A 26,900-nucleotide genomic window follows, 5' to 3' on the forward strand; every position below is an offset into this window, starting at 1 on the left:
GGCCACAATTTAGCGTGTACAGACGGTGTTTTGCTCGCAGCTAGGGTTAAAATGGAGCCTCAGAGCAACTTTTTTGCGGCCACCCATGAGTGCACAACCTACCGTCCTCGTCGTCGAGGATGACGTCCACATCGCCCACGTCCTGACTTTCATGCTGGAGCGCCAGGGCTACCAGGTCACCCACGTCGCCGACGGCCGCGCGGCCACCGCCCATGTCATCGCCAATCCGGCGCCCGACCTGGTGCTGCTGGACGTGATGCTGCCCTACGTGGACGGGTTCGAGATCGTGGGCCTGATCCGTGCCCAGGAAGCCTGGCGCGAGACCCCGGTCATCATGCTGACCGCGAAGAACACCGAACGCGACACCGTGCGCGCCCTCGACGCCGGCGCCGACGACTTCATCATCAAGCCTTTCCAGCCGCAAGAGCTGCTGGCTCGCCTGCGCCGCTTCCTCAAAACGCCCGCATGACCCTTTCCGCCGGCGCCCTCGCCGCCCGTCTCGGTGCGCCGTCGGATCCGATCCTGGCGGCGGCGTTCTGGACCGGCATCGCCGCGCTGCTGCTGACCCTCCTGCTCGGCCTGCAGATCGTCCGCCTGCGCATGTCCCTGCGCGCGCGCGAACGGCGCAAGGCGCGCACGCTCGCGCGCTGGCGCCCGCTGCTGAACGCCGCCATCGTCGGCGAAAGCCCGCAACAGCTGCCTGCCCTTCGTTCATCCGAGCGTCTGCACTTCATCAAGCTGTGGGTGCACCTGCAATCCTCGCTGCGCGGCGAAGCCGGCGCCGCCCTCAACGACATCGCCTGCCGCCTCGGCCTCGATAGCGAAGCGCGCGCCATGCTGGGCCGGCGCGCCCGCACCGAGCGCCTGCTGGCCGCGCTGATGCTGGGCCACCTCGGCCACCGCCAGGCCTGGCCCCAGCTGCTGCGCCTGACCGGCCTGGACGACCCGACGCTGTCGCTGACGGCGCTGTGGGCGCTGGTGCGCATCGATCCGCAGGCGGCCGCCGAATATCTCACCCCGCTGTTCATCGAACGCGAAGACTGGGCCATGTCGCACGTGGCCGGCATCCTGCAGCAGGCCGGCACCCCGGTGGCGGCGGTGCTGGCCGGGATGCTGCCGCGCCTGAGCGCCCAGCGCCTGCCGCGCGCGCTGCGCATCGCCGAAGCCCTGCGCATCGAACTGCCGGCCGAGTCCCTGGCGACGGCGCTGGCCAGCGGCGAGATCGCCATCGTCACCGCCGCGCTGCGCATCGTGAACACGCCGCTGCTGCAGGAACAGGTGCGGACGCTGTTGACAGACGAGGATTGGCAGGTGCGGGTGCAGGCCGCCAAGGCGCTGGGCCGCATCGGCGACCGCGGCGACGTCGAGCGCCTGGTGCGCCTGCTGGCCGACCGCGAATGGTGGGTGCGCTACCGCGCGGCCCAGGCCCTGGTCGAACTGCCCTGGCTGAAGCGCGCCGACCTCGAAGCACTGCATGCCACGCTGGACGACCGCTACGCCGCCGACATGCTGGCCCAGGTGATGGCGGAGCAGGCCGCGCTGACCGAAGAAACGGAGGCCGCGTGAACTCGCATCACCTGCTGCTCGATTTCGTCACCTGGTTCGTGCTGTGCTACTTCGTGCTGCTGAATGGCGGCTACCTGGTATTGAACCTGCTGTCGCTGCGCACCCTGCACCGCAAGGGCCAGGAAGAGATGCTGGACGACCTGCCGCGCGCCTACTCGGGCCTGGAGCCGCCGGTCAGCATCCTGGTGCCGGCGTATAACGAAGAAGCCAGCATCGCGGCATCCGTGCGTTCGATGCTGCAGCTGACCTATTCCGAATACGAGCTGGTGGTCGTCAACGACGGCTCGAAGGATGGCACGCTCGAGGTCCTGAAACAGGAATTCGGCCTGCTGCCCTTCCCCGAAGCCTACCGCCGCCAGATCCCGACCAAGGAAATCAAGGCGATCTACCGGTCGACGAAATTCCCGAATCTGCGGGTGATTGACAAGTTCAACGGCGGCAAGGCGGATTCGCTCAACGCCGGCATCAACGCCGCGCGCTACCCGCTGTTCTGCGGCGTCGACGCCGATTCGATCCTGCAGCGCGACAGCCTCGAGCGCGTGACCCAGCCCTTCCTGCGCGACCCCACCGTGGTCGCCACCGGCGGCACCATCCGCATTGCCAACGGCTGCGAGGTCGCCGGCGGCTTTTTGACCCGCGTCGGCCTGCCGCGCAATCCGTGGGCGCTGTTCCAGGTGGTCGAGTACCTGCGCGCCTTCCTGTTCGGGCGCCTCGGCTGGTCGGCGGTGAACGGCATGCTGATCATCTCCGGCGCCTTCGGCGTGTTCCGCAAGGACGCCGTGGTCAGCGTCGGCGGCTACCGCCCGGACACCATCGGCGAGGACATGGAACTGATCGTGCGCCTGCACCGCCTGCTGCGCGAACGGCGCCAGCCCTACCGCATCGAATTCGTGCCCGACCCGGTCTGCTGGACCGAGGCGCCGGAAGATTTGAAGACCCTGAAGAACCAGCGCATCCGCTGGCAGCGCGGCCTGGCCGAGAGCCTGAACGCCAACTGGGGCCTGTTCTTTTCGAAGAACGGCGGCGTGCCGGGCTGGCTGGCCTTCCCGTTCATGCTGCTGTTCGAATGGCTGGGGCCCGTGGTCGAAGTGGGCGGCTACCTCTTCATGATCGTCTCCTTCCTGACCGGCGCGATTTCCTGGCAGGCCTTCTCGACCTTCATGTTCGTCGCGATTGGCCTTGGCGTCCTGCTGTCCGCTTCCGGCCTGCTGCTGGAAGAGATGTCCTTCCACATCTACCCGCGCGGCAAGCAGCTGCTGGCGCTGGGCGTGGTGGTGCTGATCGAGAACCTCGGCTACCGCCAGCTGAACACCTGGTGGCGCCTGATCGGCCTATACCGCTGGGCGACCCAGAAGGAAGCCAGCTGGGGCGCCATGAAGCGCAAGGGCAGCCTCGGCGCCTGAGCCTCGATGCGCCATCTTCTTTTACCGCTGCTGCTGGCCATGACAGCCCCCGCCCACGCCGCCTGGCTGCACCTGTGCCCGCGGGCCGACGCGCCGGCGCAGCAGCCTTACGCGGATACGGTGGACACCGACGGCGCCGGCCTGCGCTGGCATCTGGGCGACCAGTCCGAGCGCCCCGGCTGCAAGAGTATCGCCCTGCCCGCGGGCGCCCGCGTCAACACCCTGTTCCCGCTCGCGTCCGGCGAAGAAGTCGAGCGCACCATCCTGCTGCACGGCCGCGTGCGCGAGGGCCGCTTCGCCGTCAGCGAGCACGTGCTGCCCTCGAGCCGGCAGGGCACGCCGAAACCGGGCCCGATGCCGCTGCGCGCGAATCTTCTGGAGCGCATGCAGGCGCGCGCCTACGGGGTCGAGGAGCGGGTCCGCGTCAAGCTCGACAAGGGTATCTTGACGGTCGACTGCACCGGCGGCACGCGCCCGGCCGGGGTCCTGCTTAGCGGGCCGTGGTTCCTACCGCGCGCGCGCCTGCGCCTGGCGGCTTCGTATGCGGGCGGCGCCGGCTTTACGCTGCAGGCCGCCGATGCCGCGCAGGCCGCGCGTGAAACCGCGCTGGCGCTGGGCCGGTTGCCGGCGCGCGATGCCGATAACGCGGACCCGCTGCGGCTCGCGCTGCCGAAAGAACTCGATCCCGCCGCCTGGCGCCACTTCGTTCTGCAATGCCCGGCGCAGGCAGCCGGCATCACGATCGCCTCGCTGGCCATCGAACCCGATCCGGCGCCCGATACTAAACCCGCCGCGCGCTCGACCTGGGTCTGGAACGCGGCCGACTGGCGCGACAAGGGCGCCCAGCTGCTGGACTGGTCGACGGCGCATGGCGTCCGCGATCTGTTCATCACCGTCCCATTCAAAAATGACGCCGTGCGCGAGCCGGCCGCGCTGGCGGCCTTCATCCGCGCCGCCGGAAAACGCGGCATCCGCGTGCTGAGCGTGGATGGCGATCCGCACATGGTGCTACCCGACCACCAGCCCGCGCTGGCGCGCATGGTGCACGCCTATGCCGCCTACAATGCGCGCGTGGAACCGGCCGCGCGCCTGGCCGGCCTGCAGTTCGACGTCGAGCCCTATCTGCTGCCGGAGTACGGCGCCGGCAAGGTCGACTGGGACGCGCGCTACCTGGCGATGGCGCGCACCCTGCGCACGGCCGCCGGCAGCCTGCGCCTGGAACTGGTGGTGCCCTTCTGGTGGGACTCCAGAACCGCGCTGCTGGACGGCCTGGCGCCGCTGGTCGACGCGCTGGCCGTGATGGATTACCGCACCGACCCGGCCCAGGTGACGGAGTTCGCCGTCCCTTTCCTCGACTGGGGCGCGCGCCACCACAAACAGGTAAGGATCGCGCTGGAAGCCGGCGAGATCGCGGCCGAGACGCAGCGCCGCTACGTGCGGGCAGGTGCGGGCGAAGCGGCCGACCTGCTGCGCCTGCGTATCGATGGCCAGCAGGTGCTGGCGCTGCTGAAAGAACCGCTCAGCGCGGCGAAAAACATGGAGGCCTTCCACCTGCAATCGACCCGCGAGATCGACGGCAGCGCCACCACCTTCCACAAGGACAAAGCGGCCCTGCTGCGCCTGCTGCCCGGGCTGGAAAGCGATTTCGCTGCATGGGAAGAAGCGTTCATGGGTATCTCGCTCCACGAGCTGCGCTGACGTATTTACGGCGCGAATACAACGTTTCCCACCCTATATACAATGCCAACTTGTTTGCGTGTATTATTAATTTCCAGGCATAAATCCGCCTGGCATAACGACAAGGAGACGCTCGTGACGATCCGCAAACTCAAGCAAAGCTGTGCAGCGATGGCCCTGATTGCAGCGGCCTGCCTGTCCGCCACCAACGCGATTGCCGGCCCGCTGGACGAGGCCAAGGCGCGAGCCCACCTCGATGCGGTTGCCGCCGGCGACCTGGACGCGCTGATGAAGGATTATGCCGACGACGCCTATATGGAATGGGTCGGCGGCCCGCTCGACGGCCGCTACCGCGGCAAGGAAGCGATCCGCGCGGTCTGGCAGAAATTCATCGCCGCGAACGAGGGCAAGCCGCGCCCCGTCCACTTCGGCAAAGCGAGCGCGTATGCCAATCCGAAAGGCGCGTCGATCGAACAGCGCGCCGACTACGGCGGCAAGCTGCCGCTCAAGGTCCTGCACGTGCTGACCTATCGCGAGGGCGACCTCACCACCGAACTCTGGCAGATCGCGCCAGCCATGCAGCTCGACCAGTAAGGAAAACGATGTTCCTGCGCGCGCCGTGGCCGGCCCTGCTGGCCCTGTTCCTTGCCGCCAGTCCGGCCGGCGCCGCCACGCTGGACGCGCTGGTCAGGACGCCGGCCGGCAAGCCGCTGCCCGACGCCGCCGTGGTGCTCGAGCCGCTGGGCGGTCCGGCAGCCGCGGCGAAGAACCGCGCGCACGCCGTCATCGAACAACGCGGCCAGGAATTCGCCCCCTGGGTGACGGTGGTGCAGACCGGCGCCTCGGTCGACTTTCCGAACAAGGACACGGTCCGCCACCACGTCTACTCCTTCTCCCAGCCCAAGCGCTTCGAAATCAAGCTGTACGCCGGCAAGCCCGGGCAGCCGATCACCTTCGACAAGCCGGGCGAAGTCGTCATCGGCTGCAATATCCACGACTGGATGGAAGCCTATGTGCTGGTGGTGGAGTCGCCCTACTTCGGCAAGACGGGGCCAGATGGCCAGGTCCGCATCGCCAACCTGCCCGCCGGCCGCTACCGCCTGCAGCTGTGGCATCCGCTGCAGAAGGCACAGGCTGCCGCCGGCGAAATCGACGTAGGCGCCGCCGCGCAAAAGCTCTCCCTGGTGCTGGATGCGCGGGCGCGCGAGCCCAAGCCGCACACCGCGGTCGACCAGGACCAATACTAAGCCAGGCATGATCAGGCATCGCCCATGGTAAGGACCTCACTCCAGCGCCGCATCGTCCTCGTGTTCGTGGGCCTGCTGGTATTGGTCATGGCCCTGGTGCTGGCCCTGGTGCGCGACAGCAGCGCGCGCATCGTCGGCAGTGAGGGCCACAGCGAACTGGAGGTCGGCGCCAAGGTCTTCCGGCGCCTGCTCGAACAGAACCAGCGCCAGCTGGAGACCGCGGCCGCCGTGCTGTCCGGCGACTTCGCCTTCCGCGAAGCGATCGCGACCCAGGACCAGCCGACCATGCGCTCAGTGATCGCCAACCATGGCCAGCGCATCCACGCCCAGGTGATGATGGTGGCCGGCCTCGACGGCGCCCTGATCGCCAGCTCCCAGCGCAAAACCGGTCCAGGCGACGCCTTCCCCTTCCCCGACCTGCTGCACGAAGCCGAGGCGAGCGGGCGCAGCGCCGGCTTCCGCCAGATGCGCAACGGCCAGCTGTACCAGGTGGTGCTGGTGCCGATCATGGCGCCGCGCCGCATCGCCTGGGTGGCGATGGCCTTCCAGGTCGACGACCGCTGGGCGGGCGACATGGCCGAGGTGACCGGCCTGGCGGTGCACATGGTGCGCTTCGGCGCGCACGGCCCGGTGCTGCTGGCCTCGTCCTTCGACGCGCCGCGTCGCGCCGCGCTGGCCCTGAACCACCTGCCTGGCGCCGGCCAGCAGGAGCTGCTCGACGTCGGCGATGAAGCTTACCGCACGATGCGCCTGCCGCTCGACGGCGCCACGCAGGCCGTGCTGCAGCTGCCCGTGTCCCAGGTCCAGGCGCCCTTCAACCAGCTGCAGGCGCGCCTGCTGGGCGTGATCGGCACCGCCATCCTGGTGTTCGCGCTCGGCAGCTTCACGCTGGCGCGCCGCATCGTCAGGCCGCTGGACCAGCTGTCGACCGCCGCCCACCGCATCGCCCAGGGCGACTATGGCCAGGCGCTGCCGGCCCTGCCGCAGGACGAGATCGGCCAGCTGGCCACCAGCTTCGCCCATATGCGCGATGGTATCGCCAGCCGCGAAGAGCGCATCGTGCGTCTGGCGTATGTGGACAGCCTGACCGACCTGCCGAACCGCACGCGCTTCCTCGAAACCTTCGCGCGCCTGCCGGCCGGCACCTCGCGCGCGGTGGCGGTGCTGAACATCGACCGCTTCTCCCTCATCAACACCGCGCTCGGCTACCAGGTCGGCGACCGCCTGCTGCGCGAAATCGCCGAGCGCATCTCGACGCTGGAGCATCCGCCCATCATGGTGGCGCGTCTGTACGGCGCCCGCTTCGCCTTCCTGCTCGAGATCGCGACCGAAGATTGCGCGCGCGGCTTTGCCAACGCTGTGCTCGACAAGCTGCGCGACCCGATCACGCTGGACGGCCAGCGCCTCGACATCGGCGGCAGCATCGGCATCGCCCTGTATCCGCAGGACGGCCTCGATGCCGGCACCCTGTTGCGGCGCGCCGAGCTGGCGCTGGCGGCGGCCAAGCGGCGCCGCTCCGGCCTGGCCTTCGCCCACGAGGCCGGCGCCGAGCCCGCGCCGGAGCAGCTGTCCCTGATCGGCGACATGCGCGCCGCGATGGCGGGCGGCGAATTCACGCTCGCCTACCAGCCCAAGCTGGATTTCAGCAGCGGCCGCATTGTCGCGGTGGAAGCCCTGCTGCGCTGGCGCCATCCGGAGCGCGGCATGATCCCGCCGGGCAGCTTCATCCCCTTTGCCGAGCAGACTGGCTTCATCCGCGAAGTCACGCCCTGGGTGCTGGACGCCGCCATCCGCCAGCTGGCGCAGTGGCGCAGGGAGGGCCTGGAGATCGCGGTGTCGGCCAACCTGTCGACGCTGGACCTGCTGGATCCGGAGCTGCCGCGGCGCGTCAAGGCCCTGCTCGAGTTCCACAGCGTGCCGCCGTCGACGCTGTGCCTGGAGATCACCGAGAGCGCCCTGATGGACGAGCCGGCGCTGGCGCTGGCCCACCTGAACGCGCTGGCGGCGCTGGGCGTGAAGCTCTCGATCGACGACTACGGCGTCGGCCAGGCCTCGCTGGCCTACCTGAAAAGCCTGCCGGTGAACGAACTGAAGCTCGATCGCAGCTTCGTCACGGCGATTGCCGATTCGCCGCGCAACGCCGCCATCGTCCAGTCGACCATCATGCTCAGCCACGCACTCGGGCTGTCGGTGGTGGCCGAAGGCGTCGAGACGGAAGCGGAACTGGAATGGCTGCGCGCAAACGGCTGCGACGTGGCCCAGGGCTACCACATCGCCAAGCCGCTGCCGGCCGCCGAGCTGGCGGCCCGGATCGCCGCCCAGGGCGTGGTGGCCTGAGCCTGCACTCAGGCGGGGACTGGAACCCGGCCCGTTTCCGCCGCCACGCCATGCCGGCCAAAGCGGCTGGTCCACAGCTCGTTGCAGGTATAGCGGCAATCCCAGAGCAGGCCCTGCGCCGTCGCATACTCGAGCAGCTCGTGCGGCGCCGACACGCCCAGGCGCGAGAACATGCCGTTCCTGAAGGCGCCCACCGTTTCCGTACTCACCTGCAGGATGTGCGCGCTTTCGATCGGCGTCATGCCGCACACCGCCAGCGAGAACACCTGGAACTCGCGCTTGCTGAAGCTCTCGTGCGGCTTGTTGCGGGTATCGTATTTTCGCCTGCCGCGTTCGCATTCCGCGGCCAGCGCCTTGCTGAGATAGAGCCTGCCGCCGGCGACACGCTTGACCGCGGCCTGGAATTCGCCCCGTGTGGCGGTCTTCATCAGGTAGCCCTTGGCGCCGTTGCGGATCGCGTCGATGCCGAAGATGAGTTCATCGAGTGCGGTGAACACCAGAATGTCGGACCAGGGGGAGAGCTCACGCAGGCGTCCGACGAGTGCGGCGCCGGGGCCGCACATGGCCGGCTCGACGATGATGAATTCGTAGTAGCGCTCGCGCAGCTTGCTCAGCACCTCGTCGAGGCTGCCGGCTTCGTCGATTTCCAGCGCATCCGCATGCGCGCCGAGCACCGAACGGATGCCCAGCCGCGCAACGGGGTTTGCTTCTGCCATCAGGGTCCGGATCATGGCCGCTCCCGGTGTGTTTACAGGAAGAACGATGCCAATTATATAGTCAGAAGTTTGCGTTGGAGCAGGCCTTCAATAAATTCCGCATTTTCTGTCACACCACCGGTCAGCGCTAAGCACCGTTAGACCCCGCAAATCGACTTTTCGTCATATTTGAGTGTTCTTGGCCATGCGATTTCGGCATAGTCGGGGCTTTCACGGAACGGAGACATGCATGAACAAAACGATGCTGGCCTTGGGCCTGATGGCAGCCTGCACGGTGGCGACGGCGGCCTCGAACGACCCGGCGCGGGCCCGGCTGGAAGCGGAGATCACGGCCGCCGATGCGCGCCTGTTCGGCGGCCTGAACGACCGCGACATCCGCCCGATGCAGGAAGGCTTCAGCCGGCGCCTCGAGTTCTATCACGACCGCAGCGGCCTCACCGGTTACGCCGACAACATCGCCATCTTCGAAAAGAATTTCAAGGCGCCGAACCGCGTGCGCCGCGTAGCCATGCCCGAGACCGTGGAAATCTTCCCGGCCGGCCCGAACCATGCCATGCACATCGGGAAGCACCGCTTCTGCAACCAGCCGCCCGGCGAGCCGGAGGCTTGCAGCGTGTACCGGTTCTCGATGGTGTGGGAGCGCGAGGACGGGCAGTGGAAGCTGCTTCGGGTGCTCAGCTACGATCACTGAGCCAGCGCCGGCAGCTCCACGAAGAACGCCGTCCCCTCGCCCTCTTCGGTCTCGAACCAGATCCTGCCGCCATGCTCCTCGACGATGGTCTGGCAGATGCTCAGCCCCAGCCCGGTGCCGCCTTTCTTGCGCGAGTCCGCCGAATCGGCCTGGGCGAAGCGCTGGAAGATCCGGCCACGGAAGGCTTCCGGGATGCCGGCGCCGTGGTCGACCACGGCAACCCGCAGCAGCCCCTCCTCACAGCTCAGGCGCGTCAGGACCTCGCCGCCCGGCTCTGAAAACTTGATCGCGTTCGACAGCAGGTTGGTCAGCACCTGGGTGATGCGGTCGCGGTCGACGTCCGCGCGCTGCGCGCCGGCCGCCGGCCCGGCTTCGAAGGCCAGCTTGACCCCGGCCTGGGCGGCGAAGCTGTCCATCGCCGCCACCGCGCCCTCGACGATGGGCAGCATGGGCTGGTCTTCGCGCCGGTAATCCATCTGCCCCGCTTCCATCTTCTGGATGTCGAGTACGTCGCCGATCAGGCGCACCAGGCGCTCCGAGCTGGCGTTGGCGATGTCGACCAGGCCTTTCGCGTCCTTCGGCAGATCGCCGGCCATGCCGTCCGCCAGCAGCGACAGCGAGGCGCTGATCGCGGTCAGCGGCGTGCGCAGCTCGTGCGAGACGGTGGAGACGAACTCGTTCTTCATGCGCTCGACTTCCTTGCGTTCCGAGACGTCGTGCAGGAATACGCTGAAGAACACGCCCTCGCCGGTGCCGACCAGGCCGACCGTCATCTCGGCCGTGATCTCGACGCCGTCGCGCCGCACCAGGGTGCGCTCGACGCGGCGGTCGAGCAGGTCGAGCTTGCCCGTGTCGCGGAAATTCCGCAGCGCCTGCCGCGCCGCGGGCTGGTGGCGCTCGGCGATCGCCAGCTCGAACAGCAGCCGGCCCACGGCCTCCTGGCGGCTCCAGCCCAGCATCGCCTGCGCGGCCGAGTTCCAGTCGGTGATGCGGCCATCGAGGTCGACGCTGATGAAGGCGTCCTGGGCGGTCTCGATGATGTTCACGATGCGCTGCTGGCTGGCGCGCACGGTGGCCAGCGCCTGTTCCAGCTGGAGGGTGCGCTGCTCGACGCGCAGCTCCAGGGTGGCGTTCAGGTCTTCCAGCTCGCTGCGCCGGCGCACCAGGTCGGCCACCAGCACGTTCAGGGTGCCGGACAGGGCTTCGACTTCTTCGTAGCCGCCGCGGCCGGGCGTGATGGGCACCGTTTCGCCTTCGCGGATGCGGTGGGCCGACCACGCCAGCTCGTCCAGCGGGCGGGTGATGCGGCGCGCGATGACGACGCCGGCCAGCGAGCACAGGGCCGCCAGCAGGACGCCGGCGGCCAGCCCGTATTCGCTCAGGCGGCGTACTGGCGCGTAGGCATCGTCGACCTTCTGGCGCACCAGCACGGTCCAGCCGAGGCCGGGATATTCGGCATGGCCATGGCCGCGCGCATAGCCGACCAGCCAGGATTCGCCGTCCGGCCACTTCTCGACCAGGTAACCGTTGCCGGTGCCGGTCCGCGCCGCCTTCAGGCTGTCCAGCGACAGCGTGCTGCCCTGCGTGCCGGGAGGGCCGAGCAGGACGCTCCCCTTGGCGTCGACGATCAGGGCCTCGACCTGGCGCCGCGCCGCGATCGGCGCGATGACGGAACGCTCGACGTCCCGCGCCCACTGCCAGGACAGGTGCACGCCCAGCACGCCCTGCGGCAGGCCGTGGTCGTCCGGCACCAGGAAGGCGACGTCGACGAAGCGCCAGGGCTCGGCCTGCTGCGGCAGAAGCTTGGCCAGCAGCACCGCCTCGTGCACGTCGCCGGCATGCTTGCCGTTCAGGGCATCCTTGAACCACGGCCGCTTCGACACGTCGGCGCCTTCCAGCAGGCCCTTGGCGGAAACCTGCACCTTGCCGTCCAGGCCGGCGATACCGATCCAGCTGTAATAGCCATAACTGTCCTGCAGCTGGTCGAGGGTCTCGCGGCGGCGCTCCAGCGGTATCTCGGGGCGCAAGCCACGGCGCAGAGAAATCAGGCGCACTTCGCGGTAGCGCTCGTACATGCCGCGCTCGAGCTTGTCGGAGGTCTGCAGGGCCAGCTCATCCAGGCCATGGCCGATGCTGGACTTGACCTGCTCCGTGTTGCGGCGCTCGATCACGGTGACGAGCAGCACGGACAGGAGGAAGGACAGCAGGGTGAATGCGAGCGCCAGCCAGGCGGCAAGGCGGCGCGGCAGCAGCTTGAGGAGAAATTGTCGGGGAGACGGCATCGCGGTCATCGAGGAAAATGGCGCCGCCAGCGTAGCATACGATGATGCCGTACGGATACAATTCCGTCCGGCGTGGGCCGGCGCCGCACGGGAGTGTCGGATTTCCGGTAAACTTCAGCTTTACAGCCGTAGAAATCATCGCTTTTGTTCCAGGAACCAGTCATGCAAGACAACGCCGCCTCGTCCAACCTCGTCGACTACGTCACCTCGTGCACCCTGCCGACGCCGTGGGCGCAGTTCACGCTGCACGCCTTCGTGGAACACGCGACCGGCAAGGAACACCTGGCGATGACGCTGGGCGACCTGTCCACTAGCGAGCCGCCGCTGATGCGCATCCATTCGGAATGCCTGACCGGCGACGTGATGTTCTCGCAACGCTGCGACTGCGGCGCCCAGCTGGAAGGCGCGCTGAAGAAGATCGCCGCCGAAGGCCGCGGCATCCTGCTCTACCTGCGCCAGGAAGGCCGCGGGATTGGCCTGGTCAACAAGATCCGCGCCTACCGCCTGCAGGAAGCCGGCGCCGACACCGTCGAAGCCAACCTGCAGCTGGGCTTCCATGCCGACGCCCGCAACTACGAGCTGGTGCAGCCGATGCTGCAGCATTTCGGCATCGAAGCGGTGCGCCTGATGACCAACAACCCGCGCAAGATCGACGCCCTCACCAAGCTGGGCTTCGACGTTGCCGAGCGCGTGCCGCTGCTGGTCAACCGCAATGCCTTCAACAACGGCTACCTGAACACCAAGCAGGCCAAGCTGGGGCACATGATGACGCCGGCGGCCGAGCCGGTGCTGGACGGCGAGCTGTAATCCCCCGGCGCCGGTTGGCGGCGCTGCCTTCCTGATGGTTCTGGCAAGATGGCAGGAATGCGCCTGCCATCGATCGTCATCCTGTCGTGCCTCGCCTGCGCCATCGCGGGCGCAGCCCCGGTCGCGCAAAAAAGCCCCGGCACCGGCGCGGGCAGCAAACCCGCACCTCAGCCGCCACTGGTGATCCCGCCGGCCACCCCGCCCGCCACCACCCCGCCCGCGCCCGGCCCCGGCGAAACCGACGAAACCACGGCCCTGCCCACGCCGTCCACCGCCGCCCAGGACCTGTACTCGGCCGCCAAGGCCGACCTGCTGCAGATCCGCATGCTGCTGAAGAACGGCCGCAGCCAGTCGACGGTCGGCTCGGGCTTCCTGGTCGGTACCTCCAACCTGGTGCTGACCAACTACCACGTGGTGTCGCAGATGGCGCTCGACCCCGACGTCTACATCGGCGAATACGTGGACACCGACGGCAAGACCGGCCCGGTGGAGCTGATGGCGGTCGACGTGCTGCACGACCTGGCCGTGGTGCGCGTGAACCGCGCCGGCACCGGTTTCTTCCAGGTTCCCGACCATCCCGTCAAGCTCACCCAGGGCCAGTACCTCTACTCGCTCGGCAACCCGCTCGACCTCGGCTTCGCGATCTCGGAGGGTTCGTACAACGGCGTGGTCACGCGCAGCTTCTACGACCAGCTGGTCTTCACGGGCCCGATCAACTCCGGCATGAGCGGCGGTCCGAGCGTGACGGTGTCCGGCACCGTGGCCGGCGTGAACGTGTCCAAGCGCCTGGACGGCGAGTCGGTCAGCTTCCTGGTGCCGGTGCGCTATGCCCAGGAACTGCTGCGCAAGGTCGCGGCCCAGCCGCATCCGCCGAAGAACTTCAATCCGCTGATCGCCCAGCAGCTGCTGGCCCACCAGCGCGAGATGATAGACCGCCTGCTGGCCGAGCCGCTGTCGATCAAGACCATGGGCCCCTACCACGTGCCGGTGCGCGAATCGCAGCAGTTGCGATGCTGGGGGCGCTCGAACTTCCGGCTCGAGGCCGAGTACACGGGCGACTCCGTCAGCTGTGCGATGGAAGTCGCGGTGTATGTGTCGGACAGCCAGCAGACCGGGCACGTGTCGATGTCGCACCTCTACCTGCGTTCGGCCGGCATGCATCCGCTGCAGTTCTCGGCGCTGGCGAGCGGCCGCTTCCGGGTCGACCGCATCGGCGCCTCGCGCGACACCCGCCTGACGCGCCCGTCCTGCACCGAGATGTTCGTGCACACGGCCAGCCTGCCGCTGCGCGCCGTCACCTGCGTGCGCGCCTACCGCAAGTTCGCCGGCCTGTACAACTTCACCCTGCTCACCGCCAGCACCGGCGACGCCCAGGCCAGCCTGCAGAGCCGCCTCGACCTCGCCGGCGTCTCCTTCGACAACGGCATGCGCGCCACCCGCGCCTTCCTGTCCGCGCTGGGACGCAGCCCGCCGAGGGGACCGGCCCGATGAGCAGGCGGATACAATGAGCTGGTTCATCGAAACCCTGGCGCGGAACGGCGAGGTGCTGCAGCGCCGCCGCGTCGACGCCCTGCCGATCCGCCTCGGGCGCGCTTACGACAATGATTTCATCATCGACGACGACTACGTCGCCGCCAGCCACGCGCGCATCGAACTGGACGCCGCCGGGCGCCTGGTGCTGCGCGACCTGGGCAGCAGGAACGGCCTGAATCACCGCGGCAGGCGGCTGCAGGAAGTGGTGCTGTCGGGCGACACCGTGGTGCGGATCGGCCATACCTCGCTGCGGGTGCGCGCGGCCGGCTTTCCGGTGGCGCCGGAACTGGAGGACCGCACCTTCCACCGCTGGGAAGGCGCGCTGCCCGGCGCCGCGGGCATCCTGCTGGCCTCGGGCGTCACCCTGTTCGCGCGCTGGCTCAGCGACACCCAGTACGTCGAATTCGTGCGCTACTTCGAAGCCCTGGCCTGGGGCGCCGGCGCGGCCCTGCTGTGGAGCGGCGGCTGGGCCTTCGCCAACCGCCTGTTCGGCCGCCATGCGCGCCTGGGCCGCCACCTGTTCGTGTTCGGCTGCGGCCTGGTCGCACTGATGCTGACGGCCCTGTTGGCAGCCACCGTGGCCTACGCCTTCTCGCTGGAAGCCTTCACCCGCTACGCCTCGCACGCGGCGACATTGCTGGTGGCGGGGATGATCTATTTCCACCTCCGCACGGTGAATCCGCAGAACCGGCGCCGCTACCGCTGGATCGCGGCCGGCATGGCGGTGCTGGGCTCCAGCCTGATCCTGGCCTACAACCTGCAGCGCACCGGACGGCTGTCGGACGAACTATATATGGCGGTGCTGCTGCCGCCCGCGGTGCGGGTCAGTCAGGACCACGGCATCGACGAATTCATGCGCGAGGTGGAAGGGATGAAAGACCCGCTGGATCGGGGACGAGGCCGCAAGCCGGGGGAGGATGAGCTGGAGAACTGAGCGTTTCATCAAGCTGAACAATATTCCACATTATGAATTTTTCATGTCGCGACGCAGCATCCCGATATTTTACAGACCAGAAGGGCTTTTCATAATGTGAATAGACATTCATAACTAGTTGTTTTTAATGGTTAAATTTATTTTTTTATGCAATCGAACTAGGGCTCGCAGCGCAGCAAGCGCATTTACTATTTAGACATGAAGTTTCAACCAATTCCGTTCATTCAATCAGGAGTTATTCATGTCTCAGTATCAAACCGATATTCAAGCAATTGCCGGTCTCAAGGAACTGCACGGTAGCGCGTGGAACGAGATCAATCCGGAATCGGCCGCGCGCATGCGTGCGCAAAACCGTTTCAGGACGGGTCTGGACATCGCCCGCTACACGGCCAGGATCATGCGCGCCGACATGGCCGCCTACGATGCGGATCCCGCCAATTACACCCAGTCGCTGGGCTGCTGGCACGGTTTCATCGGCCAGCAAAAAATGATCTCGATTAAAAAGCATTTCAACAGCACGGACCGCCGCTATTTATACCTGTCGGGCTGGATGGTGGCCGCGCTGCGCTCGGAATTCGGCCCCCTGCCCGACCAGTCGATGCATGAGAAGACCGCGGTCGCCAGCCTGATCAAGGAGCTGTACACCTTCCTGCGCCAGGCCGATGCCCGCGAACTCGGCGGCCTGTTCCGCCAGCTGGACGCCGCATCGGGCGCCGACAAGGCAGCGATCCAGAACCAGATCGACAATCACGTGACCCACGTGGTGCCCATCATCGCGGACATCGATGCCGGCTTCGGTAACGCCGAGGCGACCTACCTGATGGCCAAGCAGATGATCGAAGCGGGCGCCTGCTGCATCCAGATCGAAAACCAGGTGTCGGACGAAAAACAGTGCGGCCACCAGGACGGCAAGGTGACCGTGCCGCACGAAGACTTCCTCGCGAAGATCCGCGCCGTGCGCTATGCCTTCCTCGAACTCGGCGTGGACGATGGCGTGATCGTTGCCCGTACCGACTCCCTGGGCGCCGGCCTGACCAAGCAGATCGCCTTCACCCGCGAGCCTGGCGACCTGGGCGACCAGTACAACGCCTTCCTCGACGTCGAAGAAGTGTCGGCCGACGCCATCAATAACGGTGACGTGCTGATTCGCCGCGATGGCAAACTCGTGCGTCCGAAGCGCCTGCCGAGCAACCTGTTCCAGTTCCGCGAAGGGACCGGCGAAGCGCGCTGCGTGCTGGACTGCATCACCTCGCTGCAACACGGCGCCGACCTGCTGTGGATCGAAACCGAAAAGCCGCACATCGCGCAGATTGGCGGCATGGTGAAGGAAATCCGCAAGGTCATGCCGAACGCGAAGCTGGTCTACAACAACAGCCCGTCCTTCAACTGGACCTTGAATTTCCGCCAGCAGGTGTTCGACAGCATGAAAGCCGAAGGCAGAGACATCAGCGCCTACGAACGCAACATGCTGATGAGCGCCGAATACGACGACACCGAACTGGGCCGGGCCGCGGACGAGAAGATCCGTACCTTCCAGGCCGATGCGGCGCGCGAAGCCGGCATCTTCCATCACCTGATCACGCTGCCGACCTACCATACCGCGGCCCTGTCCACCGACAATCTGGCCAAGGAATACTTCGGCGACCAGGGCATGCTGGGTTATGTGGCGGGCGTCCAGCGCAAGGAGATCCGCCAGGGCATCGCCTGCGTCAAGCACCAGAACATGTCGGGCTCCGATATCGGCGATGACCACAAGGACTATTTCAGTGGCGAAGCCGCGCTTAAGGCAGGCGGCAAGCACAACACGATGAATCAGTTCTGACGCATTACCCGGAACGAGGGCCGCGGTCAAGGACCGCGCCCTCCCGTCATGAGATCGCCTTGAAAGGAATGCAGATGACTACTACCAATCACGGAATGCGCGAGACGCAAACGCGGGCTGCAGTGCACCTGGCGACTGCAAGAACGGAAGACACAGGCTATGCCGGCGAAATGCCTGCGAACTCCGCGCCGCGGCCCATTCGGCGGGTCGGTATCATCGGGGCCGAGGCCATCGGGATCGCCATGCGCCTGCTCGACGCGGACATGCCGGTCACGCTCTTCGATTCCCGCAGCGAGTCGACCGCCCAGGCCGTCGCGAACGCCCGGTCCGCTTACGACAGCCTGGTCGGCGCAGGCCAGCTTGCCGCGGACCAGCGCGACAGGCGCATGGGCTTGCTCACCGGCGCCGCGAACTTTCATCACCTGAAGGATTGCGACCTCATCCTGGCAACGCGTCCCTCGGACATGCTTGTTGCCGAAAGCTTGTTCCGCCACCTGGACGAGCTGGTCGGGCACAGCACGATCCTGGTCAGCAATCACGCGCCGGCCCAGATCGCGCAGCTTGCGCGCTTTACCAGGCGCCCGGCGGACGTGCTGGGGATGCGCCTTTCGGATCCTGCAGGCCAGGCAGGCTTGTTCGAGATCGTCCGCGCAAGGGCGACTTCGGAAGAAGCCTTCGCGACTGTGGATGCGCTGCTGGAGAAAATGCGGAGCGAGTCGCCGGCATTTTGACAAAACGGCAAGCATGGCAGATCATCCTGCCATGCCCATCCTCCGCCGCAATCTTATCTTCATCCTGGCCTGGACCCTGTTCTGGACCCTGATGATCCTGGTGGCCGTCCAGGACTTCCAGCGCAACGAGCACAGCCCCGAGCTGTGGAAGCCGATCCTGTGGGAAGGCTCGTCGGCGCTGGTGGCTACCGTGATGATCCTGGTCCAGCTGCGCTTCGGCCGCCACGAAGAACTGCTCGGCAGCCCGCTGCGCTGGTTTGCGCGCCAGGCCTTGTGGCTGCCGGTGTGGTGGATCGTCTTCACGCCGATGGCTTTCGGCATCCGTCACGCCGTGTACGCGCTGCTGGGCGACACCTACCGGCACGACCCGTGGCCCCAGCTCTTCGTCTACGAATCGATGAAGATCTCGATTTTCGTCGGCCTGTTCAGCGCGGTCCGCTTCGGCATCCTGTCCTACCTGGCGATGGTCGAAGCCCAGCTGCGCGCGCAGCAGGCGATCGCCCTCCAGCAGCAGGCCCAGCTGCAGCGCCTGGCCCAGCAGATGCAGCCCCACTTCCTGTTCAACGCCCTCAACACCGTGTCCTCGCTGATGCACGCCGATGTCGAGAAGGCCGACGCCACCCTGATCCAGCTCGCCTCCGTGCTGCGCGCGACGCTGGCCCTGGGCGAGGCCCACGAAGCGCCGCTGCAGGCCGAGCTGGATATCGCGCGCGGCTATGCCGGCGTGATGGCGGAACGCTTCGCCGGCCGGGTCGAGATCGCCTGGGCCATCGACGATGCCCTGCTGGCCCAGCCGCTTCCGGTGATGAGCCTGCAGCCGCTGCTGGAAAACGTGTTCAGGCACACGGTCGAAAAGCGCCGCGGCCTGACGCGCATCGAGGTGTCGGCGCAGCGCGAGCAGGATGCGCTGGTGCTGCGGGTGGACGATGACGGCCGCCTCGCCGACAGCGCCACGAAAGGCGCCGGCCAGGGCTGCGGCATCGGCCTGGCCAACCTGCGCGCCCGCCTGGCGGCGCTGTACGGGCCGCGCGCCTCGCTGTCCCTCGCCGCCCGCGACGGCGGCGGCGTGCGCGCCGAGATGAGGGTCCCATGCGCGTCCTGATCGTCGACGACGAAAAGCCGGCGCGCGACAAGCTGCGGCGCCTGCTGGCGGCGGAAACCGGCATCGCCCACATCGACGAGGCGGCGGACGGCATCGAGGCGCTGGAACGTCTCGATGCATTCAAGCCGGACGCCCTCTTCCTCGACATCGCCATGCCCGAGCTGTCCGGCATCGAGCTGGCGGCCTCGCTGCCGGAACCGGCGCCCGCCATCGTGTTCGTGACGGCCTGGGACCAGTACGCGATCCAGGCCTTCGACGCCGGCGCCATCGACTACCTGCTGAAACCCTACGATGCGGCGCGCCTGGCGCGCGCCGTGCAGCGACTGCGCGAGCGCCTGCAGTCTCTCTCGGCACAGGCATTTCCTGCGTTGCCGCTACAGCAGCTGCTGGTGTCGGAGCGCGGCGCCACCCGCGTGGTGCCGGTGCCCGACATCGGCTGGATCGAAAGCGCGGACAACTACGTGGTGCTGCACACGCCCTCCGGCAGTCCGCTGCTGCGCCAGACCCTGGGCGGGCTGGCCGAGCGCCTCGGCCCGGCCTTCCTGCGCTGCCACCGGCGCGCCGCGGTGCAGCTGGCCTGCGTCGAGCGGGTGGTCCCGCTCGACAAGGGAGACTGCGAACTGGTGCTGCGCAGCGGCGCCCGCGTACCCTGCAGCCGCCAGTACCGCGCCGCCGTGCTGGAACGGCTGGGGATGGCCTGACGCTTATTGACGCTCAGTGCGTGGTCGCCCCGCGCTCGCCACGCTCGCCGCGCTGGCTGCCCGCCTGTCCTGCCCGCTCGACAGGCGGCTGGCTGGCCTGGGCAGCGCCGGCCTGGGCATCGCCGCCGATGCCGGACTGCGATTGCGATGCGGCGCCATTGCCCGTGCGGGCAAACGGATCGGTAAACTGGCGCACGGTTTCCTGCTGGGCGCGCAGGCTGCGTTCGGTCTGCTCGGTGGCGTCACGTGCCACCTCGTCGGCCAGGGCGCGCGCGGTACGGGCGGTGTTCTGCACGTGCTGCTCGGTCACGCGGGTCAGCTCCACCTGGGCGTCGGCCGCCAGGCGGGTGATGTGCTGCTGGTAGGCGCGCAGCTTGTCGCTGGTCGGCTGCGCGCGTGCGGTGGCGGCGCTCAGCAGCTCGGTCTGGCGGTCCGCGCTCAGCACCTGCTTGCTGGCCAGCGCGGTTTCTTCCATCAGGGTCTGCATCAGCTGGATGTTCAGCTCGCACATCTGCGAGAAGGATTTGAACAGCGATTTCGACATGTCGTTCAGGAAGGCAGTCTGGGCATCGACGTGGGTGCGTACTGCCGGGGTGACGTTCTGCGGAAATGGATACATGTGCTTGCCTCGCTCAAGTAAAGGTTGAACCGTGAGTGGAGGTAGAAGCCTAAGGTCCTGAGGCTATGCGCGTTTGATATGCGCCAAGGGTGCCGGACTTGAAAACCGCGCGTTCAAAGAGATGCGCCGCAGTCCTTGCAGAACCGTGATGCCGCTTCATGGCCGCTGCTGCCGCAGGACGGGCATGTGCGCTCGGCCAGGATGCGCGAGGGGCCCTGCCGGCGGTCGCCATGGCGCGCCGACAGCTCGGCCGTCACGATGCCGGTCGGCACCGCCAGGATGCCCCAGCCCAGCAGCATCATGAAGGAGGCGATCGCCTTGCCGAGGTGGGTATGCGGGGTGATGTCGCCGTAGCCGACCGTGGTCATGGTCACGGTGGCCCAGTACATCGCCACCGGAATGCTGGTGTAGCCGTTCTTCGGCCCTTCGACCACGTACATCACGGTGCCGAGGATCAGGATCGCCATCAGCACCACCGACAGGAACACCATGATCTTGCGGCGGCTGGCGGACAGGGCTTCGCCCAGGCGCGTGTATTCCTCGATGTAGAGGGTCAGCTTGAAGATGCGGAACACGCGCAGCAGGCGCAGGATGCGGATGTCGAGCAGCAGTTCGGTGCCGGGCACCAGCAGCGAAAAATAAGTCGGCAGCACGGCCAGCAGGTCGATCACGCCGTAGAAGCCGGTGGCGTAGCGCCAGGGCCGCTGCACGCAGATCACACGCGCCAGGTATTCGACGGTGAACAGCACCGTGAACGCCCATTCGATCGCATTGATCGTGTCGCCGTATTCGTGGTGCAGGCCGGGCACGCTGTCCAGCACCACCACCAGGATGCTGAGCATGATGGCGCACACCAGCGCGATGTCGAAGCGGCGCCCGGCCGGCGTATCGGCCTCGAAGATGACGTCGAACATGCGCCGCCGCAGCCCCGCCGGCGGCTTGCCGTAGGTGTCCGGCACCTGCGACACGTAGGGCTTGTCGCCCTGCTTTTGCGGCTTCACGTTGCGGCCGGTCCCTTCAGCTCGATCATGTTGCCCTCCGGGTCCTGCAGGTAGATCGACGGCCCTTCGCCCTCGGCGCCGAAGCGCGATTCGACCGGCCCCGCTTCCACCCCGTGCGCTGCCAGGTGGGCGCGGATCGCGGCCTCGTCGAAGGGTTCGACGCGGAAGCAGACATGGTCGACGTTGCGCCCTTCCGGCCCGGGCGCGGCGCCGCCCATCCGGCCCAGCTTGCCGTCCACCGGCACCAGGTCCAGCATGGCGCTGCCGGCGCGCAGCTGCACCAGGCCAATTTCATCCTGGCGCCGCACTTCTGCGCAGCCCAGCACTTCATGGTAGAAGCGCTGCATGCGCGCCAGGTCGATCACGCGCAAGACCACATGATCGATTTCGCGGATGGCGATCGGCCCGCGCGCCGCATTCTGCACTTCAGTCGGCATGGCGCTCGACCCAGGTGGCGAAGCATTCCATGAACTGCTGGAGGAAGCCGTTCAGCGATTCGTCGGTGAGCTTGTCGCCGTCGAACTTGTTGCCGATACCGCCGATATAGGCCTCGGGCGACTGCATGCAGGGCATGTTGAGGAACACCAGGCACTGGCGCACCGCGTGATTGGCGCCGAAGCCGCCCAGCGCGCCCGGCGAATTGCTGACCACTGCGCAGGGCTTGCCGTTCCAGGCCGCCTTGCCGTAGGGCCGCGAGCCGACGTCGATGGCGTTCTTCAGCACGCCAGGCAGCGAGCGGTTGTATTCGGGCGTGCAGAACAGCACGCCGTCGGCTTCGCGGATGCGGTCGCGGAACTCGGTCCAGCGCGGCGGCGGCGTATCGGTCTCGTCATCCTGGTTGTACATCGGCAGCTCGGCGATGTTGACGATCTCCAGCTCCAGCGTGGGCGGGGCCACCAGCATCAACTGCTTGGCCAGCTTGCGGGTGAAGGACTCCTTACGGAGGCTGCCTACCAGTACTGCAATCTTCCTCGTTGCCATGACGATCCTTTCATGTGTGCGGAATGTCCACATGATAACCTCGAAGCCGGGAGCGGGTTGCCGGCCTCGCGTGACGGCGCCGGGGCCGCAGGATCAGGCGGCGTGCAGATCGCGATGCGGCGCCGACCAGGCCTTGAATGCGCGCTCGATCAGCAGCGTCTCTCGGGTGTCGAGCACCTCGTCGGCATGAACGATGTCGAGCATCGCCTTCATGACCGACATGCGCAGCGCCTGGTCTTCGACTTCGCCCAGCAAGCTGTCGAGCAGGTGGACGTCGATCTCGACCTCCTGGCTGCAGCGGCGGGCGGCGGTGGCCAGCAGGTCTTCACACAGGTCCTGCACCACGTCGTCGAACTCGTCATCGGTCACGCCCGTGGCGCGCAGGATCCCTGAATGATGCATCGCCTTCAGTTCCGAGGGCGCGAGATGGCCGTCGACGATCATGGCCAGTGCCAGCAGCCTGGACACGGCCTTGGGACTGTCGGTGGGATAAGTACGCATGGTGATGACTCCTCAAATGATGAAGTCATCAGACTAAGGCCTGGAGACCGAAAGTAAAACCGCATTATCCATGATGCATACTGTGGTTTTTCCGAAGTCTCAGATCCGCCGGCGCCGGTGCTCGTCCAGAAAGGATTCGAGTTCGCGCCCGGCCAGCACCTTCACTGCATCCCCATGATGCGCATACAGGTAAGGCGCCCCGCCCTCGCGGTCGGTCAGCTTCGCGCGGATCAGGAAACGGGTCCCGGCCGGATACTGTGCCGGGTCACGCAGCGCACGCGAACACTGCACCCGCATCGAGGTCGCGTAGGCCTGCCCCGCCATCGGCCGGATCTTCAAGGTGCCCGAGCGCGGGTCGATGAAGGACTCGACCGCCACGTCGCGGTAAGCCCAGGGATCGCGCGCCATCTCAGGCTTTTGCCGCAGCCGCGGCGGCCGCGCTGTGCGGCGCCGCCTCGCGGATCGGCAGATTGACCAGGGCCGCGGCCAGCGCCAGCACGATGTCCGCGTACCACATCCAGGAATAGTCGCCGAACTTCACGAAGGCCAGGCCGCCCAGCCAGGCGCCGAAGAAGCCGCCGACCTGGTGCGACAGCAGTGTCAGGCCGAACAGGGTCGACAGGTAGCGCGTGCCGAACAGCTTGCCGACCAGGCCGGCGGTCGGCGGCACGGTGGCGAGCCAGCTGAAGCCGAGCGCGGCGGCAAAGATGTAGAAGGTCCAGGCCGTCTTCGGCGCCAGCAGGTAGATGGCGATGATGAGGGCGCGGCCGCCGTAGATCGCGGTCAGCAGCCACTTCATGCGGTAGCGTTGCCCCAGCGCACCGGCCACCAGCGAGCCGGCGATGTTGAACAGGCCAATCAGGCCCAGCGCCGTGGCGGACACCGTGGCCGGCAGGCCGCACAGGCCGACCTCGCCCGGCAGGTGGGTGACCAGGAAGGCGATGTGGAAGCCGCAGGTGAAGAAGCCGGCGTGCAGGCACAGGTAGCTCTTGTCGCGCAGGGCCTCGCGCACCTGGCGGCCGAGCGTGGACTCGTCGGCTGCCGTGGCCGCCGCGTGCGCCTGCGCCTTCTGGCCGCGCATCAGGAAAGCCAGCGGAATGGTCAGCAGCGTGGTCGCCGCCAGCGAGATCATCGCCACCACCCAGCCGCTGGCCTGGATGATCGCCTGCACCAGCGGCGAAAACACGAACTGCCCGAAGGAGCCGCCGGCATTGATGAAGCCGGCCGCGAAGGGGCGCCGTTCGGCAGGCAGGCGCTGGGCCGTGGCGCCGATCAGGATCGAGAAGCTGCCGGCGCCGGCCCCGGCCGCGGACAGCACGCCCAGGGTCAGCATCAGGCCGAACTGCGAAGAGACGAAGGGCGTGGCGGCCAGGCCCAGGGCCAGCATCACGCCGCCCAGCACGATCACGCGCGCCGGACCGTACTTGTCGGCGACGGCGCCGAAGATGGGCTGCGAAGCGCCCCACATGAACTGGCCGACCGCCATCGCCAGGCTGATCGAGGCGACACCGAGGCCGGTGGAGGTGTTGATCGGCGAAAGGAACAGGCCGGTGGTGAGGCGGGCCGCCATCGTGATCATCAGGATCGCGCTGGCGGAGAGGATCAGGAGCCAGGCGGCGCGCGGGCTCATCGGGGTCTGGGTCGTCATCTTGGCTCCCTTGTTGTCGGTTTTATTCCCGACAGTGTCGCATGGAGCGCAAAGACCTGCAGAGGACGACCCCGAAAACGGCTGGCTAGACCTTGACCAGCAGCGCAGTCGCCTGCGCCGCCATGCCCTCTTCACGGCCGAGGAAGCCCAGCTTTTCGTTGGTCTTAGCCTTGATGTTCACCTGCTGCGGCGAGACCCCGAGGTCCTCCGCAATGCGCGACACCATCTGCGGGATGTGCGGCGCCATCTTCGGCTGCTGGGCGATGATGGTGGCGTCGATGTTGCCGATGGTGTAGCCGGTGGCGATCACGCGCGAGGCCACTTCGCGCAGCAGGGTGCGCGAGTCGGCGCCGGCGAACATCGGGTCGGTATCCGGGAAGTGCTTGCCGATGTCGCCGAGCGCGGCGGCGCCCAGCAGGGAGTCGATGATGGCGTGCAGCAGCACGTCGGCATCCGAATGGCCCAGCAGGCCGAGACGGTGCGGGATGGTGACCCCGCCGACGATCAGCTTGCGGCCCTCGACCAGGGCGTGGCAGTCATAGCCGGTCCCGATACGGAACGGCGGAGTTGGGTTATACGATGCAAGAGCCATGGTGTTCACACGAGTTCAGGTTGGGACACTGCCAGGTACAGCTCGGCGATCCGGATATCGTCCGGCAGCGTCACTTTCAGGTTGCGGGGATGCCCTTCGACCAACTTGGGGGTCAATCCGAGGGCTTCAACCGCACTGGCGTCATCGGTAATCGTATTCGGGTCCGTCGCCGCCGTCAGGGCTTCGCGCAGTAATTGATAGCGGAACATTTGCGGAGTTTGCGCCAGCCACAGGCCGTTGCGCGGAATGGTGCCGCAGGCTTCGCCTTCGATGCAGCGCTTGACGGTGTCGACCACCGGCAGGCCCAGCAGGCCGCCGACCGGGTGCTCCCCGGTTTGGGTGATCAGCTTCTCGATCAGCTCGGCGGTCAGGCCGGGACGGGCGGCGTCATGCACCAGCACCCAGTCGCCGGGCGCGAGCGTGTTGGCCAGCACGGCCAGGCCGTTGCGCACCGACTCCATGCGGCTGGCACCGCCACAGCGCAGCACGGTCACGCCATGGTTCGGGGCGACGCTGTCGATGTAGGGGTCGTCCGGACTCACCACCACGAAGGTGTGGGCGATCAGGTCGCTGGACTGGAAGGCGTCCAGGGTGTGGCGCAGCATCGGCTTGCCGCCGATCTTGAGGTACTGCTTGGGGCTGCCCGCACCCATGCGGGCGCCGACGCCCGCGGCGGGAATTAAGGCAAAGTAACGTGGTGCTTGGTTCATTTATGAGCTTGTTGTTGAAGGTTCGCGTCTTGTCGATCCAATAAGAGACTGTACCTCACCTTGGCAAAGTTTGCTGAGACGCGCGTACTCTCCAGGACTGTCGATTGCCGCCTGCAGCGCCTTCGCCTTGCCCATCTCGTGCTTGATGAAGGGCATCCAGCGCCCGTCCAGTTCGGCCTGCACCCGCGTCAGCGACTGCCCATGCGGCGCATACACAGGCCGGGTGTCGAAGCGCCGTCCCAATGTTTCCCGCACCCTGCTTTCCACTTTCGGCAGGTAGTCGATATAGGCCTTGAGATGGCGCATCTCATGCGCAAGTATCTCGCGATATGCACAGCTGCCCTGCGCGAACTCGCTCCCCACGTAGATAACGATCGGGAGGTAGGACAGGCTGACGCCGATCTGCGGCAGCATGCATTCTTCGCCGGTATCCGGGTCGCTGACGATGGCGCCCTCGAGGCTGATCGCCACGCGCGATTCGGCGCGGGTCAGGCCCAGCACGAAATCGCCGGCACGCCCACGCTTGATGCGGGTGAGACTGCGGGTGGACAGGCTGTTGTCGACGCGGTAGCCGCTGTCGTGGGATTCGATCCGGATGCCGGTGGGCCGGCTATCGGTGTCCAACCCCAGCTGGCGGGCTTCGCAGCGCGCCTGGAAAGGCGTGCGCGCCGCCGCTTCGTCCGCTGCCAGGAGCAGCATCAGAGCGAGCAGCGGCGCACCTAGGCCCATCTCAGGTCGGGGTCCAGGTGCCGGCGGCGAACTTCTCTAACCAGAACGTACCGATGATGGTCTTGACGTCGGTGATCTCGCCCTTGCGCACCATCTCCAGCAGTTCCGGGACGGTGGCGCTAAAGAGTTCGAGGAACTCGCCTTCGTCCAGCTTCGCTTCGCCCTTGGTCAGGTCGCGCGCCAGGAAGATGTCGAGGTGTTCGTCGGAGTAGGCGATGGCGTTGTGGATGGTGCAGACGAAGTTCCACTCCTTGGCCGTGTAGCCGGTTTCCTCTTCCAGTTCGCGCTTGGCGCAGGCGAGCGATTCTTCGCCCGGGTCGATTTTCCCGGCCGGGAATTCGATGAAGACGCGGTCGTTCGGGTAGCGGAACTGGCGCTCCAGCAGCACGCTGCCGTCCGGCAGCAGCGGCAGGATCACGACGGCGCCGGGATGGCGGATGAACTCGCGCTGGGTCTCTTTGCCGTCGGGCAGCTTGATGCGGTCGCGGGTGACTTTGAGGAAGTGGCCATCGTAGGCCAGTTCGCCGTCGATGCGCGTTTCTCTCAGATGGGAATCTTGGGTATCCATGG

The 26,900-nt window shown here is 67.1% G+C and carries 28 protein-coding genes; 15 read left to right on the forward strand and 13 right to left on the reverse strand.

Annotated elements, in window-relative coordinates:
- Nucleotides 1–85: 85 nt before the first annotated feature.
- From AC07PE_RS00695 to AC07PE_RS00725, 7 genes are all read left to right on the forward strand, one after another.
- Complete coding sequence (locus AC07PE_RS00695; RefSeq protein WP_498760736.1) at nt 86–469, forward strand: response regulator transcription factor; 384 nt, start codon at nt 86–88, stop codon at nt 467–469.
- Entirely contained in the window at nt 466–1,566 is a 1,101-nt protein-coding gene (locus tag AC07PE_RS00700; RefSeq protein WP_498760737.1) for a HEAT repeat domain-containing protein, read from the forward strand. Before AC07PE_RS00695 ends, AC07PE_RS00700 begins: the two co-directional genes overlap by 4 nt.
- Nucleotides 1,563–2,969, forward strand: coding sequence for a glycosyltransferase family 2 protein (locus AC07PE_RS00705; protein ID WP_498760738.1), 1,407 nt, complete (start codon nt 1,563–1,565; stop codon nt 2,967–2,969). The genes AC07PE_RS00700 and AC07PE_RS00705 overlap by 4 nt, the downstream gene beginning before the upstream one ends.
- A gap of 39 nt (nt 2,970–3,008) precedes the next feature.
- Nucleotides 3,009–4,667: a hypothetical protein gene (locus tag AC07PE_RS00710; RefSeq protein ID WP_498760739.1), complete on the forward strand. Its 1,659-nt coding sequence runs from the start codon at nt 3,009–3,011 to the stop codon at nt 4,665–4,667.
- Between the two features lie 114 nt (nt 4,668–4,781).
- Nucleotides 4,782–5,240 (forward strand): nuclear transport factor 2 family protein, encoded by a 459-nt coding sequence (locus AC07PE_RS00715; protein ID WP_498760740.1) that lies wholly within the window; start codon nt 4,782–4,784, stop codon nt 5,238–5,240.
- A gap of 8 nt (nt 5,241–5,248) precedes the next feature.
- Nucleotides 5,249–5,893 (forward strand): methylamine utilization protein, encoded by a 645-nt coding sequence (locus AC07PE_RS00720; RefSeq protein ID WP_498760741.1) that lies wholly within the window; start codon nt 5,249–5,251, stop codon nt 5,891–5,893.
- Between the two features lie 24 nt (nt 5,894–5,917).
- Nucleotides 5,918–8,230 carry a putative bifunctional diguanylate cyclase/phosphodiesterase gene (locus tag AC07PE_RS00725; RefSeq protein WP_498760742.1) on the forward strand — a complete coding sequence of 771 codons (2,313 nt, stop codon included), beginning with the start codon at nt 5,918–5,920 and terminating at the stop codon, nt 8,228–8,230.
- 8 nt (nt 8,231–8,238) lie between these two features.
- On the opposite strand, the gene AC07PE_RS00730 is transcribed toward AC07PE_RS00725, so the two are convergent.
- Nucleotides 8,239–8,961 (reverse strand): response regulator, encoded by a 723-nt coding sequence (locus AC07PE_RS00730; protein WP_498760743.1) that lies wholly within the window; start codon nt 8,959–8,961, stop codon nt 8,239–8,241.
- Between the two features lie 214 nt (nt 8,962–9,175).
- Between AC07PE_RS00730 and AC07PE_RS00735 the strand changes: the two genes are divergently transcribed.
- Nucleotides 9,176–9,637, forward strand: a complete 462-nt coding sequence (locus tag AC07PE_RS00735) for a nuclear transport factor 2 family protein (RefSeq protein ID WP_498760744.1) — start codon at nt 9,176–9,178, stop codon at nt 9,635–9,637.
- Here the strand turns inward: AC07PE_RS00735 and AC07PE_RS00740 are convergent.
- Nucleotides 9,631–11,919: an ATP-binding protein gene (locus AC07PE_RS00740; RefSeq protein ID WP_498760745.1), complete on the reverse strand. Its 2,289-nt coding sequence runs from the start codon at nt 11,917–11,919 to the stop codon at nt 9,631–9,633. The two genes, AC07PE_RS00735 and AC07PE_RS00740, sit on opposite strands and share 7 nt — an antisense overlap.
- Nucleotides 11,920–12,081: 162 nt before the next feature.
- Between AC07PE_RS00740 and ribA the strand changes: the two genes are divergently transcribed.
- From ribA to AC07PE_RS00775, 7 genes are all read left to right on the forward strand, one after another.
- Entirely contained in the window at nt 12,082–12,726 is a 645-nt protein-coding gene (ribA, locus tag AC07PE_RS00745) for a GTP cyclohydrolase II (protein WP_498760746.1), read from the forward strand.
- A 57-nt stretch (nt 12,727–12,783) separates the two neighbouring features.
- The gene (locus tag AC07PE_RS00750) at nt 12,784–14,217 is read left to right on the forward strand and encodes a S1 family peptidase (RefSeq protein WP_498760747.1); all 1,434 of its coding nucleotides are present in this window, start codon (nt 12,784–12,786) and stop codon (nt 14,215–14,217) included.
- A gap of 13 nt (nt 14,218–14,230) precedes the next feature.
- A complete protein-coding gene (locus AC07PE_RS00755; RefSeq protein WP_498760748.1) occupies nt 14,231–15,193 on the forward strand; it encodes an FHA domain-containing protein in 963 nt (320 codons plus the stop codon).
- Nucleotides 15,194–15,434: 241 nt separating this feature from the next.
- Nucleotides 15,435–17,015 (forward strand): isocitrate lyase, encoded by a 1,581-nt coding sequence (locus tag AC07PE_RS00760; RefSeq protein WP_498760749.1) that lies wholly within the window; start codon nt 15,435–15,437, stop codon nt 17,013–17,015.
- Nucleotides 17,016–17,089: 74 nt separating this feature from the next.
- Nucleotides 17,090–17,746: a 3-hydroxyacyl-CoA dehydrogenase NAD-binding domain-containing protein gene (locus AC07PE_RS00765; protein ID WP_498760750.1), complete on the forward strand. Its 657-nt coding sequence runs from the start codon at nt 17,090–17,092 to the stop codon at nt 17,744–17,746.
- Nucleotides 17,747–17,777: 31 nt separating this feature from the next.
- Nucleotides 17,778–18,848 (forward strand): sensor histidine kinase, encoded by a 1,071-nt coding sequence (locus tag AC07PE_RS00770; RefSeq protein ID WP_498760751.1) that lies wholly within the window; start codon nt 17,778–17,780, stop codon nt 18,846–18,848.
- Nucleotides 18,836–19,549, forward strand: coding sequence for a LytR/AlgR family response regulator transcription factor (locus AC07PE_RS00775; protein ID WP_498760752.1), 714 nt, complete (start codon nt 18,836–18,838; stop codon nt 19,547–19,549). Before AC07PE_RS00770 ends, AC07PE_RS00775 begins: the two co-directional genes overlap by 13 nt.
- A gap of 13 nt (nt 19,550–19,562) precedes the next feature.
- Here the strand turns inward: AC07PE_RS00775 and AC07PE_RS00780 are convergent, their stop codons facing one another.
- The 11 genes from AC07PE_RS00780 to AC07PE_RS00830 all read right to left on the reverse strand — a co-directional run bounded on the left by AC07PE_RS00780 (nt 19,563) and on the right by AC07PE_RS00830 (nt 26,898).
- Nucleotides 19,563–20,168 carry a phasin family protein gene (locus AC07PE_RS00780; protein ID WP_498760753.1) on the reverse strand — a complete coding sequence of 202 codons (606 nt, stop codon included), beginning with the start codon at nt 20,166–20,168 and terminating at the stop codon, nt 19,563–19,565.
- A 113-nt stretch (nt 20,169–20,281) separates the two neighbouring features.
- Nucleotides 20,282–21,082, reverse strand: coding sequence for an ion transporter (locus AC07PE_RS00785; RefSeq protein ID WP_498762928.1), 801 nt, complete (start codon nt 21,080–21,082; stop codon nt 20,282–20,284).
- A gap of 83 nt (nt 21,083–21,165) precedes the next feature.
- On the reverse strand, nt 21,166–21,606 hold the full coding sequence (locus tag AC07PE_RS00790; protein WP_498760754.1) for a VOC family protein: 441 nt from the start codon (nt 21,604–21,606) through the stop codon (nt 21,166–21,168).
- Nucleotides 21,596–22,150: an NADPH-dependent FMN reductase gene (locus AC07PE_RS00795; protein WP_498760755.1), complete on the reverse strand. Its 555-nt coding sequence runs from the start codon at nt 22,148–22,150 to the stop codon at nt 21,596–21,598. Before AC07PE_RS00795 ends, AC07PE_RS00790 begins: the two co-directional genes overlap by 11 nt.
- A 93-nt stretch (nt 22,151–22,243) precedes the next feature.
- Nucleotides 22,244–22,651, reverse strand: a complete 408-nt coding sequence (locus AC07PE_RS00800) for a tellurite resistance TerB family protein (RefSeq protein WP_498760756.1) — start codon at nt 22,649–22,651, stop codon at nt 22,244–22,246.
- 99 nt (nt 22,652–22,750) lie between these two features.
- Nucleotides 22,751–23,059 (reverse strand): hypothetical protein, encoded by a 309-nt coding sequence (locus tag AC07PE_RS00805; protein WP_498760757.1) that lies wholly within the window; start codon nt 23,057–23,059, stop codon nt 22,751–22,753.
- A gap of 1 nt (nt 23,060) precedes the next feature.
- A complete protein-coding gene (locus tag AC07PE_RS00810) occupies nt 23,061–24,299 on the reverse strand; it encodes an MFS transporter (RefSeq protein WP_498760758.1) in 1,239 nt (412 codons plus the stop codon).
- A gap of 85 nt (nt 24,300–24,384) precedes the next feature.
- A complete protein-coding gene (ispF, locus tag AC07PE_RS00815; RefSeq protein ID WP_379769579.1) occupies nt 24,385–24,891 on the reverse strand; it encodes a 2-C-methyl-D-erythritol 2,4-cyclodiphosphate synthase in 507 nt (168 codons plus the stop codon).
- Between the two features lie 5 nt (nt 24,892–24,896).
- Nucleotides 24,897–25,601 (reverse strand): 2-C-methyl-D-erythritol 4-phosphate cytidylyltransferase, encoded by a 705-nt coding sequence (gene ispD / locus AC07PE_RS00820; RefSeq protein WP_498760759.1) that lies wholly within the window; start codon nt 25,599–25,601, stop codon nt 24,897–24,899.
- Entirely contained in the window at nt 25,602–26,300 is a 699-nt protein-coding gene (locus tag AC07PE_RS00825; protein ID WP_498760760.1) for a hypothetical protein, read from the reverse strand.
- Nucleotides 26,301–26,331: 31 nt separating this feature from the next.
- Complete coding sequence (locus AC07PE_RS00830) at nt 26,332–26,898, reverse strand: NUDIX domain-containing protein (RefSeq protein WP_498760761.1); 567 nt, start codon at nt 26,896–26,898, stop codon at nt 26,332–26,334.
- Nucleotides 26,899–26,900: the final 2 nt, after the last annotated feature.

The sequence above is a fragment of the Telluria sp. GW821-FHT07G12 genome, assembly GCF_059418525.1.